We start from the raw sequence: 11,318 nt of genomic DNA, 5'->3' as shown, positions 1-11,318 counted from the left end.
CTCGACCCCCGCTCCCGCCACACCATGTGGCAGATCATCCGCGAACTCGTCACCACCGGCGTCACCGTCTTCCTCACCACCCAGTACCTCGAAGAGGCCGACCAACTCGCCGACCGCATCGCCGTCCTGAACAACGGAAAGATCGCCGCCCACGGCACCGCCGAAGAACTCAAACGCCTCGTCCCCGGCGGACACGTCCGACTCCGCTTCTCCGACCCCACCACCTACCGCACCGCCGCCGACACCCTCCACGACGCCACCCACGACGACGAGGCCCTCACCCTCCAACTCCCCAGCGACGGCAGCCAGCGCCAACTCCGCACCATCCTCGACCGCCTCGACACCGCCCACATCGAAGCCGACGAACTCACCGTCCACACCCCCGACCTCGACGACGTCTTCTTCGCCCTCACCACCCCCACCGACCCCACCGTCCCCAGCCAGTCCGCCCCGTCCGGTCAGGCCGGCGTCTCCCAGGAGGAAGTCCGATGAGCACCCTCTCCCTCGCCGTCCGCGACACGAGCACGATGCTGCGCCGCAACCTCCTGCACGCCCGCCGCTACCCGTCCCTCACCCTCAACCTGCTCCTCACCCCGATCATGCTGCTCCTGCTCTTCGTCTACATCTTCGGAGACGTCATGAGCGCCGGGATCGGCGGCGGCGACCGCTCCGCCTACATCGCCTACCTCGTCCCCGGCCTGCTCCTGATGACCATCGGCTCCACCACCATCGGCACCGCGGTCTCCGTCTCCACCGACATGACCGAGGGCATCATCGCCCGCTTCCGCACCATGGCCATCCACCGCGGCTCCGTCATCACGGGCCACGTCATCGGCAGCGTCCTGCAGTCGATCGTGAGCGTCGTCCTGGTCGGCGCGGTGGGCGTGGCCATCGGTTTCCGCTCCACCGACGCCACCGCCCTGGAGTGGCTCGCCGCCTTCGGACTGCTCGTCCTCTTCGCCACCGCCCTCACCTGGATCGCCGTCGGCATGGGCATGGTCAGCCCCAACGCCGAAGCGGCCAGCAACAACGCGATGCCCCTGATCTTCCTGCCCCTCATCTCCAGCACCTTCGTGCCGGTCGACGCCATGCCCGGCTGGTTCCAGCCCGTCGCCGCGTACCAGCCCTTCACCCCCGCCATCGAGACCCTCCGCGGTCTCCTCCTCGGCACCGAGATCGGCCACAACGGCTGGCTCGCCCTCGCCTGGTGCCTCGCCCTCACCGCCCTCGGCTACTTCTGGTCCAAGGCCGTCTTCGGCCGCGACCCGAAGTAGCGGCTCGTCCGGAGCGCCGGAAGGGGCGGCGTACTCCCGACATCACGTCGGAGTACGCCGCCCCTTCCGGCGTGCGCCATCACCCCTGGGCCACGAGCCGCACCGCGAGGACGACGATCAGCGTGCTCGACGCGAGCGCCGTGGCCAGCCGCCCCCGCACCCCGGTCAGCGTCCGGCCGAGCAGGGTCCCGCCCAGGGCGAGCAGGAGCTGCCAGCTGGCCGAGGCGACGAGGGCCGCGACGACGAAGACGGTGCGGTCGGACAGGGTCGCCGGGCCGGAGGGGCCCGTCGCGAGGACGAGCGCGGCGAAGTAGACCACCGTCATGGGATTGAGGAGCGTGATGCTCAGGAAGGCGAGGTACGCGCGGGCGGGAGAGAGGACGGTCCCGTCGTCGCGGGAGGAGAGCCCGCCCGTACGGTACGCGGCGAGGGCCGCGTACGCCGCCCGTACGGCGAGCACCGCGAGCACCACGGCCGAGGCCCACCGCAGCGGGGTCGTCACGGGGGTGAGCAGCGGTACGAGGGCGGAGCCGCCCGCCACCGCGAGGAGGGCGTAGGCCCCGTCGGCCGTGGCGACGCCGAGGGCCGCGCCGACGCCCGTACGCCAGCCGGCGCGGGCCGTGACGGCCACGAGGTTGGCGCCGACGGCGCCGACCGGGATCGCGATGCCGTAGCCGGCCAGCAGGCCGGCCACCAGCACGGCGGTCACGCGACGGCGGGGATCGCGCCTCCGGGGGAGCCGGGCTGCTGCTGGCGGCGGTAGGCGGAGCCGTCCTTGGTCCGGCCGAGGAAGCCGCCGATCACGAGGTACCGCCGCAGGGCGGAGAAGTCCTCGTGCACGGTGAGCAGGGCCTCGTTGATCTCGGGCTCGCGGTAGTCCCGGCCGGCCTCGAAGAGGGTCTCGGTGAGGTGCGCGAGAAGGGCCTCGCGGCGGGCCGGCCTGCGCGGGATCGCCTTGAGGCGCCCGTCGGCGGAGAACAGGTCCGCGACGGGGCGGGAAGGATGACTGGTCATGGCGGTGAAGCCTGACGGCGGAAGCCCCCGCCCCGCAAAGGGTTTTACTTCGGCTCGGGCCGCACCATGACGCTCACGGCCTCCTGCACGGAAGGCAGGAACGTCCGCAGGCCGCTCTCCTCGAAGATGGGCCTCGCCCGCTCCACGAAGGCGAGGAAGGTCTCCTCGGAGTCCCAGAAGTCCACGACCCGCCACCCTCCGCTCCCGTCGGGCCCGGAGGCGTGCGCGATGAACCCCTCCGGCGGGAACCACCCGGTCTCATGGAGGCGCCGGATGGCCTCCTCGTACTGCTGCTGGGTCGTGCCGGGAATCTCGATGGTCACGATGACGGCCATGGCACTGCTCCTGTACGGGGGGCGCGTGAGGGTGCGGGAGTCCGGACCAGCTCACCAGCGGGCGGGCCGGCCCGCACGGCGACGACCTCCGAACGAGCGACGGCACGCGCCCGCCTGGGCGGGTGATCACCCTGGCCGGCCCCTGGTCGGACCCGGAGACCCGACCGGGGGATCACCCTGCCCCGACCGTCCGGCCCGGGACGCCTGAACTCAGCTCCGAAGAGGCGCCTACGGCCAGGGGACTTCACTCATACGGGGGGACTTTACCCGGTGTGTCCGTCTGGACACTTTCCGTTCAGTATGGTGAGCGCCAAACGGCCCCCGCCGATGACTGCGAATCATCGCCAGGGGCCTCAACCACCAGTGGAAGTCGAAGTCCACCCGTGATCTGTCGGCACTTTATCGCGCCCTCCCGCGCCTACACCCCGTTCTCCCACGAGATCATCCGGCACCCTCGGCTCACCTCCGACGCCGTGCGGCTGCTGACCTGGCAGCTCTCGCTCCCCCAGGGCGCCAGGGAGAACCTCTCCCGTACCGCCGAACGCGCGGGCATCGGGGCGACGGCCTTCACCCGCGCCAAGCGGCAGCTCATCGCCGAGGGGTTCGTGCACGAGCGACGGGTCCAGGCGGCCGGCGGGCTCTGGACCACCCAACAGCTCGTGTCGAACACCCCGTTGAGTCCGGACCGGGCCGCCAAGGTCCTCGGCGGGAGCCCCGTACCGCCCGGTGGCGACCCGGACCGCGTATCCCCGCAGGTCGCACCGAGTCCCCGGAATCGGGCCGTCGGTGCGGCGGCCGTCGACGCACCGGCGGGCCCGTCGACCGACGGTCATCCAGAAGAACACCTTGGGGAGAAGACCTCCCACCTTCCGCCCCACCCCGAGACGGCACCCGCGCCCAGGACCGAGACCGCACCCGAGACCGATCCCGAGACCGCACCCGCGACCACTCCCACTCCCGAGCAGTTGGAGGAAGCCGGGGCCCTCGTCGGCGTTCTCCCGCTCCTCTCCCCCGCCCTCCGCCGCATCCCGCCCGGCATGCGCGACGAACTCACCCGGCTCGCCGCCCGCTGGCTCGACGCCGGACACACCTCCGCCGACGTCCACGCACACGTCCTGCGCGGACTCCCCGGCGCCGACACCCCCGTACACCGGCCAGGGGGTCTGGTGCGGTACCTGCTCCGCGACGTACCGCCGCGCGCCCTGCCGCCCCGGCCCGTGGTCCCCGCCGCCCCCGCCGGGCCTCCGCTGTCGGCGCGGCTCGCTGGGGCGCGGGAGTGCGCGGGCGACAGGCACACCCAGCCGATGCTGTTCCGGCCCGTCGCGGACGAGACGCTGTGCGCCGAGTGTACGGAAGAGCCGATTCCCTGTACCTCCTCGGTAACAGATGCCGACAGCACGGGTGTCGAGGGCGATCGCCGAGCAGAATCCGGTCGCCAGCGAGCGCCGGGAGAGGCCTCGCACGGCCTTTCATCACGGGGGAACACACCATGAACACTTCTGTCTGTCGCGACCGCGCACCCCGCAGGGGCTGGAAGCCCTTCGCCGCCGGGGCCGCCGTCGTCGCCGCGCTGCTCACCTCGACGGCGTGCGGGCCGGGCGACGCCGACGCCACGCTGCCGGGCACGTCCTCGGCGCCGCCCAGCGCGACGGAGCCGAGCGACTCGGCCGCGCCCACCACCACGCCCACGGACGCGCCGACCGGGACGGCCTCGTCGAAGCCGAGTGCCACGTCGAGCAAGCCCGGCGGGAGCGGCGGGGGAACCGCCGTCGGCGCGTGCACCGCCGAGGACCTCTCGGTCTCGGCGGTCGAGGAGCCCACGGACAAGGACGAGAACAGGCACTTCGTGCTCACCGTCCAGAACGCCGGCGACGACACCTGCGACCTCTACAACTACCCGCACGTCATGCTGGGAGACGCCGCCGCGCCGACCCCCGTGATCAAGGAGAGCAACGCGGACCCGGGCGTGCCCGTCACCCTCGAACCGGGCAAGGAGGCCTACGCCGCGCTCCTCGTCAGCGGCGGCGCCAGGGACGAGTACGAGGCGAAGCACCTCACCCTCACCCTCCAGGGCAGGAAGCCCGGCAGCCGCGCCGGCGGACCGATCGACGTCCCCATGCCCGTCAGCACGCTGTACGCGGACGACGGCCAGCTCGTCACCTACTGGACGACCGCCTCGGGCTTCGCGCTGGACTTCATCATGTCGAAGTGACCGAACCCCGCCGCTCCACCCTTCCGGGTCCGCACCGCCGGGGTTCTCAGCGGTAGATCAGGAGTTCGTGTTCCGTCGCGCCCGTCAGCTCGTAGCGGGTTCGGACCAGTGGGCGGCCCGCGTAGATGCGGATCAGGGTGGAGGCGTCGCCCTTGAACGTGGCTGCCGGGCGGCCCTCGATCGCGTTGCCCAGGGCCACCGGGGTGGCCTCGCGGTCGTCCAGGACGCCCATCAGGCGCGGGGTCTCCCGTCTGCGGCTCGTCACCGAGAGGAGCGGGAGGGCCAGGTCCAGGCTCGGGCCGCAGTAGGCGTGCGGTTCGCCGAAGGCCTCCCGTACGTCTCCCGCGTGGACCCATTCGCCGAGCGCGACGGCGTCCAGCCGGCCGTCCTCACGTCCGGCGATCACCGGGCCCGCCTCCGTCAGACCGCGTTCCAGTTCGTCGAGGATCCGGTCGAGGGGCCAGTCCTCGCGTTCGGCGACGTCGCACGCGTTGGCCTCCGGCATGAACACGCCCTCCTCCAGGCGGCCCTCGACGATCCGGACGAGGGCCGCCCCGCAGTGGGCGAGGACCTGTCGCGCCGTCCAGCCGGGGCAGGCGGTGCGGAGCTCGTACGCCTCCTCGGGGGTGCGGCGCAGCAGCGGCATCAGCAGGTCCCGTTCCGTTCTGAGGAGCCGGTCCGGGAGCCAGGGGTCGCGCGCGTCGTCGTGGTCGTCGGTACACATGCGTCCTCAGTAGCGGTAGTGGTCCGGCTTGTACGGGCCCTCCACCGGGACCCCGATGTACGACGCCTGCTCGGGGCGGAGCGTCGTGAGGCGGACGCCGAGGGCGTCCAGGTGGAGGCGGGCGACCTTCTCGTCCAGGTGCTTCGGCAGCGTGTACACGCCCACCGGGTACTCCTCCGGCTTCGTGAACAGCTCGATCTGGGCGAGGGTCTGGTCCGCGAAGGAGTTCGACATGACGAAGGACGGGTGGCCGGTCGCGTTGCCGAGGTTGAGCAGGCGCCCCTCGGACAGGACGATGACGACCTTGCCGTCCTCGAACGTCCACGTGTGGACCTGCGGCTTCACCTCGTCCTTCACGATCCCGGGGATCGCCGCCAGACCGGCCATGTCGATCTCGTTGTCGAAGTGGCCGATGTTGCCGACGATCGCCTGGTGCTTCATGCGGGCGATGTCGGACGCCATGACGATGTCCTTGTTGCCGGTGGTCGTGACGAAGATGTCGGCCGTCTCCACCACGTCCTCCAGGGTGGCGACCTGGTAGCCGTCCATCGCCGCCTGGAGCGCGCAGATCGGGTCGATCTCGGTGACGATCACCCGCGCGCCCTGGCCCCGGAGGGACTCCGCCGAGCCCTTGCCGACGTCTCCGTAGCCGCAGACCACCGCCGTCTTGCCGCCGATGAGGACGTCCGTCGCCCGGTTGATGCCGTCGATGAGGGAGTGGCGGCAGCCGTACTTGTTGTCGAACTTCGACTTCGTCACGGCGTCGTTCACGTTGATCGCGGGGAAGAGGAGCGCGCCCTCGCGGTGCATCTCGTACAGGCGGTGCACGCCCGTCGTGGTCTCCTCCGTCACCCCGCGGATCCCGGCGGCGATCGTCCCCCAGTCCAGCGTGGTCCCCCGGAGCAGTTCCAGGATCACGCGGTGCTCGTCGTTGTCCGCCGTCGACGGGTCCGGGACCGCGCCCGCCTTCTGGTACTCCACACCCTTGTGGACGAGGAGCGTGGCGTCACCGCCGTCGTCCAGGATCATGTCGGGGCCGTCGGCGTCCGGCCAGGTCAGCGCCTGCTCCGTGCACCACCAGTACTCCTCCAGCGTCTCGCCCTTCCAGGCGAAGACCGGGATGCCGGCGGCGGCGATCGCGGCGGCCGCGTGGTCCTGCGTCGAGTAGATGTTGCAGGAGACCCAGCGGACCTCGGCGCCGAGCGCCACCAGGGTCTCGATGAGGACGGCGGTCTGCACGGTCATGTGGAGGGAGCCCGTGATCCGCGCCCCGGCCAGCGGCCGGGCCTTCGCGTACTCCCGCCGGATCGACATCAGGCCGGGCATCTCGTGCTCGGCGAGGGTGATCTCCTTGCGGCCGAAGGCGGCCAGGGAGATGTCCGCGACCTTGTAGTCGTCGAAAACGTCAGACATGGACAACGCTCCTTGCGCTCATGATGGTTCGGTGGATTTCGAGGGCCGCCGTCGACTTGTTGAGCGTGATGTAGTGCAGCCCCGGAGCGCCCTCGTCGAGCAGCCGCAGGCCCATCGCGGTCGCGTGCTCGACGCCCGTCCGGTACGCGGCGGCGGGGTCGTCCTTCGCCGCCTCCAGCCGGTGCGCCAGGTCCTCGGGGAACGCGGCGTCGCTCAGCTCCGCGAAGCGCCGGATCTGGCGTACGTCGGTGGCCGGCATGATCTCCGGGATGATCGGGGTGTCGCAGCCGGCGGCCGCGACCCGGTCCCGCAGCCGCAGGTAGTCCTCGGGGTCGAAGAACATCTGCGTGATGGCGTAGTCGGCGCCCGCCCGGCACTTGGCGAGGAAGTGCGCCAGGTCGCCCGCCGGGTCCGCCGACCGGGGGTGACCCTCCGGGAAGGCCGCCACCCCGATGCGGAAGTCGCCCAGGGAACGGACCAGTTCGACGAGTTCGTACGCGTACGTGAGGCCCCGCGGGTGCGGGGTCCACGCGCCGCGCGGGTCGCCCGGCGGGTCGCCGCGCAGCACGAGCACGTCCCGGACCCCGGCGTCCGCGTAGGCGCCGATGATCGACCGCAGTTCGGAGACGGAGTGGCCGACGGCGGTCAGATGGGCGACGGGCCGCAGGGTCGTCTCGGCCGCGATCCGCTTCGTGACGTCGACGGTCCGGTCGCGGGACGAGCCGCCCGCGCCGTACGTCACGGAGACGAAGTCCGGGGACAGGGCCTCGACCCGGCGGATCGCCTCCCACAGCGTCCGCTCCCCCTTGTCCGTCCTCGGCGGGAAGAACTCGAACGAGAACGTCGGGGCCACGAGGGTCGGGCTCATCGTCGTCCTCCCGCGTTGAAGTAGCTCGCCTCCGGGTGGTGGACGACGATCGCGTCCGTCGACTGCTCGGGGTGCAGCTGGTACTCCTCCGACAGCTCCACCCCGATCCGCTCCGGGCGCAGGAGCGCGGCGATCTTCGCCCGGTCCTCCAGGTCGGGGCAGGCCGGGTAGCCGAGCGAGTAGCGGCAGCCCTGGTACTCGGTGCGGAGCATGCCGTCCAGGGAGGCCGGGTCCGTGCCGGCGATCCCCCACTCGGCGCGCACCCGGGCGTGCCAGTACTCGGCGAGCGCCTCCGCCAACTGGACGGAGAGGCCGTGGAGTTCGAGGTAGTCCCGGTAGGCGTCGGCGGCGAAGAGCTTCGCCGTCTCCTGGCCGATCCGGGAGCCGACGGTGACCACCTGGAGGGCGACGGCGTCGATCTCGCCGGAGTCCTCGGCGCGGTGGAAGTCGGCCAGGCAGAGGCGGCGGCCCCGCTGCTGGCGGGGGAAGGTGAAGCGGGTCCGCTCGCCTCCGTCCTCGTCCAGGACGATCAGGTCGTCGCCCTTGGACACACAGGGGAACCAGCCGTGGACGACGGCCGCTTCGAGGAGGTGGTCCGTCTGGAGGCGGTCGAGCCAGGCGCGCAGCCGCGGCCGGCCCTCCGTCTCGATGGTCTCGTCGTCCTTGAGGCCCCACTGGCCCTTGAAGAGGGCGGTCTCGTCGAGCCAGGAGGCGTACTCGGCGAGCTGGACGCCCTTGACGACCTTGGTCCCGAGGAAGGGGGGCTCGGGTACCGGGTTGTCGGCGGCGACGTCGGACCGGCCGACGGGCTCGGGCTCGCGCGGCTCCGTGAGCGGGGTCGCGCGCTTGGGCACGCGACGCTGCTTGAGCGGCGGGAGCACGGCTCCGGGGACTCCGCGCTTGACGCCCATGAGGCCGTCCATCAGGCGCAGGCCCTCGAAGGCGTCGCGGGCGTAGCGGACCTCGCCCTGGTAGATCTCGTGGAGGTCCTGTTCGACGTAGGCCCTGGTGAGGGCGGCTCCGCCGAGGATCACGGGGAAGCGTTCGGCGAGACCGCGGCCGTTGAGCTCCTGGAGGTTCTCCTTCATGATCACGGTGGACTTCACGAGGAGGCCGGACATGCCGATCACGTCGGCGCGGTGTTCCTCGGCGGCCTCCAGGATCGCGGAGACGGGCTGCTTGATGCCGATGTTGACGACGTTGTAGCCGTTGTTGGAGAGGATGATGTCGACGAGGTTCTTGCCGATGTCGTGGACGTCGCCGCGGACGGTGGCGAGGACGATCGTGCCCTTGCCGTCGGCGTCCGACTTCTCCATGTGCGGTTCCAGGTGGGCCACGGCCGTCTTCATGACCTCGGCCGACTGGAGCACGAACGGCAGCTGCATCCGGCCGGAGCCGAACAGCTCGCCCACCGTCTTCATGCCGTCGAGCAGGATCTCGTTGACGATCTCCAGAGCCGGCCGGACGGTCAGCGCCTCGTCGAGGTCGGCCTCCAGGCCGTTCTTCTCGCCGTCGATGATCCGGCGCTTGAGACGCTCGTCCAGCGGCAGGGCGAGCAGTTCCTCCGCCTTGCCGTCCTTCAGGGACTTCGCGGTCGCGCCCTCGAACATCTCCAGGAACCGCTGGAGCGGGTCGTAGCCCTCCCCGCGGCGGTCGTGGATGAGGTCGAGCGCGACCTGGACCTGCTCCGGCTCCAGGCGGGCGATCGGCAGGATCTTCGAGGCGTGGACGATCGCCGAGTCGAGCCCCGCCTTCACGCACTCGTCCAGGAAGACCGAGTTCAGGACGATCCGCGCGGCCGGGTTCAGACCGAAGGAGATGTTGGAGAGGCCGAGCGTCGTCTGGACGTCCGGGTGGCGGCGCTTCAGCTCGCGGATCGCCTCGATGGTGGCGACCCCGTCCCCGCGCGACTCCTCCTGACCCGTGCAGATCGTGAACGTGAGGGTGTCGATCAGGATGTCCGACTCCCTGATGCCCCAGTTCCCCGTCAGGTCCTCGATGAGCCGCTCGGCGATCGCCACCTTGTGCCCGACCGTGCGGGCCTGGCCCTCCTCGTCGATCGTCAGCGCCATCAGCGCCGCGCCGTGCTCCTTCGCCAACGCCGTGACCTGCGCGAACCGCGACTCGGGCCCGTCACCGTCCTCGTAGTTGACCGAGTTGACCACGGCCCGGCCGCCGAGCTTCTCCAGGCCCGCCCGCAGCACCCCGATCTCCGTCGAGTCGAGGACGATCGGCAGTGTCGAGGCCGTCGCGAACCGGCCGGCCAGCTCCGCCATGTCCGCCGTGCCGTCCCGGCCCACGTAGTCCACGCACAGGTCGAGCAGGTGCGCGCCCTCGCGGATCTGGTCCCGCGCCATCTCGACGCAGTCGTCCCAGCGCCCGTCGAGCATCGCCTCGCGGAACTTCTTCGAACCGTTGGCGTTGGTGCGCTCGCCGATCGCCAGGTACGCGGTGTCCTGGCGGAACGGCACGTGGCTGTACAGGGAGGACGCGCCCGGCTCCGGCTCCGGCCGCCGGTCGGGCACGGCCGCGCCCCGCACCCGGTCCACGATCTCCCGCAGGTGCTCCGGGGTCGTACCGCAGCAGCCGCCGACCAGGGCGGGCCCGTACTCGCGGACGAACCTCTCCTGCGCGTCGGCCAGTTCGGCCGGGGAGAGGGGGTAGTGGGCGCCGTCCGAGGTGAGGACCGGCAGGCCCGCGTTCGGCATGACGGAGATCGGGATCCGGGCGTGCCGGGACAGGTGCCGCAGGTGCTCGGTCATCTCCGCCGGGCCGGTGGCGCAGTTCAGGCCGATCATGTCGATGCCCAGCGGCTCCAGGGCCGTCAGCGCCGCCCCGATCTCCGAGCCGAGCAGCATCGTGCCCGTCGTCTCCACCGTGACCTGCACGATCACCGGCAGGTCCACGCCGACCCAGTCCAGGGCACGGCGGGCGCCGACGACGGCCGCCTTCGTCTGGAGGAGGTCCTGCGAGGTCTCGACGAGCAGGGCGTCCGCGCCGCCCCGGATCAGGCCCTCCGCGTTCTGCTGGAAGGCCTCGCGCAGCGGCTCGTACGTGACGTGGCCGAGGGTCGGCAGCTTCGTACCGGGGCCCATGGAGCCGAGGACCCAGCGGGGGCGCCCGTCGACGGCCGTGTGCGCGTCCGCCGAGGCGCGGGCGATGCGGGCGCCGGCCTCGGACAGCTCGTACACCTGGTGCTCGATCCCGTACTCGGCGAGCGCGGCCAGGTTCGCCCCGAAGGTGTTCGTCTCGACGCAGTCCACGCCCACCGAGAAGTAGGCGTCGTGGACGGAGGCGACGATGTCGGGGCGCGTCAGGTTGAGGATCTCGTTGCAGCCCTCCAGGTTCCGGAAGTCGTCCATCGTCGGGTCGGCGGCCTGGAGCATCGTGCCCATCGCCCCGTCGGCCACGACGACCCGGGTCGCGAACTCCTCCCGCAGCGACCGCCGGGCGGCACTCACGTCAGCCCTCTCGTGAC

Annotated in this window: 10 protein-coding genes and 1 pseudogene; 4 read left to right on the top strand and 7 right to left on the bottom strand. The window is 71.5% G+C overall.

The annotated features are described in order from the left end of the window. Together ABT129_RS19685 and ABT129_RS19680 are read left to right on the top strand one after the other, a co-directional pair. Positions 1–492, top strand: a pseudogene (locus tag ABT129_RS19685) (DUF4162 domain-containing protein); the annotation flags it as partial. Beyond that, a complete protein-coding gene (locus ABT129_RS19680) occupies positions 489–1,274 on the top strand; it encodes an ABC transporter permease (protein ID WP_351902721.1) in 786 nt (261 codons plus the stop codon). The pseudogene ABT129_RS19685 and the gene ABT129_RS19680, both read left to right, overlap by 4 nt. 79 nt (positions 1,275–1,353) lie before the next feature. Here the strand turns inward: ABT129_RS19680 and ABT129_RS19675 are convergent, their stop codons facing one another. Genes ABT129_RS19675 through ABT129_RS19665 form a run of 3 tightly spaced genes read right to left on the bottom strand, consistent with a single transcriptional unit; the run spans position 1,354 to position 2,623 of the window. Continuing rightward, positions 1,354–1,983 (bottom strand): LysE family transporter, encoded by a 630-nt coding sequence (locus ABT129_RS19675; protein ID WP_351902719.1) that lies wholly within the window; start codon positions 1,981–1,983, stop codon positions 1,354–1,356. Then, a complete protein-coding gene (locus ABT129_RS19670) occupies positions 1,980–2,288 on the bottom strand; it encodes a DUF2087 domain-containing protein (protein WP_351902715.1) in 309 nt (102 codons plus the stop codon). The genes ABT129_RS19675 and ABT129_RS19670 overlap by 4 nt, the downstream gene beginning before the upstream one ends. 44 nt (positions 2,289–2,332) lie before the next feature. After that, positions 2,333–2,623 carry a hypothetical protein gene (locus ABT129_RS19665; RefSeq protein WP_351902713.1) on the bottom strand — a complete coding sequence of 97 codons (291 nt, stop codon included), beginning with the start codon at positions 2,621–2,623 and terminating at the stop codon, positions 2,333–2,335. A gap of 383 nt (positions 2,624–3,006) precedes the next feature. Here ABT129_RS19665 and ABT129_RS19660 point away from each other — a divergent pair, with 383 nt between their 5' ends. Both ABT129_RS19660 and ABT129_RS19655 read left to right on the top strand, forming a co-directional pair. After that, positions 3,007–4,116: a hypothetical protein gene (locus tag ABT129_RS19660; protein ID WP_351902710.1), complete on the top strand. Its 1,110-nt coding sequence runs from the start codon at positions 3,007–3,009 to the stop codon at positions 4,114–4,116. Further along, complete coding sequence (locus ABT129_RS19655; RefSeq protein ID WP_351902707.1) at positions 4,113–4,835, top strand: DUF4232 domain-containing protein; 723 nt, start codon at positions 4,113–4,115, stop codon at positions 4,833–4,835. Before ABT129_RS19660 ends, ABT129_RS19655 begins: the two co-directional genes overlap by 4 nt. A gap of 46 nt (positions 4,836–4,881) precedes the next feature. Here ABT129_RS19655 and ABT129_RS19650 read toward each other — a convergent pair whose 3' ends face one another. From ABT129_RS19650 to metH, 4 genes are read right to left on the bottom strand one after another with little or no spacing between them, the layout of a single operon-like run. Beyond that, the gene (locus ABT129_RS19650; protein ID WP_351902704.1) at positions 4,882–5,559 is read right to left on the bottom strand and encodes a maleylpyruvate isomerase family mycothiol-dependent enzyme; all 678 of its coding nucleotides are present in this window, start codon (positions 5,557–5,559) and stop codon (positions 4,882–4,884) included. A gap of 6 nt (positions 5,560–5,565) precedes the next feature. Next, positions 5,566–6,972, bottom strand: a complete 1,407-nt coding sequence (gene ahcY / locus ABT129_RS19645) for an adenosylhomocysteinase (RefSeq protein WP_351902701.1) — start codon at positions 6,970–6,972, stop codon at positions 5,566–5,568. Beyond that, positions 6,965–7,840: a methylenetetrahydrofolate reductase [NAD(P)H] gene (gene metF, locus ABT129_RS19640; RefSeq protein WP_351902698.1), complete on the bottom strand. Its 876-nt coding sequence runs from the start codon at positions 7,838–7,840 to the stop codon at positions 6,965–6,967. The genes ahcY and metF overlap by 8 nt, the downstream gene beginning before the upstream one ends. Then, positions 7,837–11,301, bottom strand: a complete 3,465-nt coding sequence (gene metH / locus ABT129_RS19635) for a methionine synthase (protein WP_351902695.1) — start codon at positions 11,299–11,301, stop codon at positions 7,837–7,839. The genes metF and metH overlap by 4 nt, the downstream gene beginning before the upstream one ends. Between the last annotated feature and the right edge of the window lie 17 nt (positions 11,302–11,318).

Source organism: Streptomyces sp. NPDC002057 (assembly GCF_040296665.1).
Classification (GTDB): Bacteria; Actinomycetota; Actinomycetes; order Streptomycetales; family Streptomycetaceae; genus Streptomyces.
The sequence above is the reverse complement of the archived record's forward strand: the minus strand, read 5'-3'. Positions and strand labels throughout refer to the sequence as shown.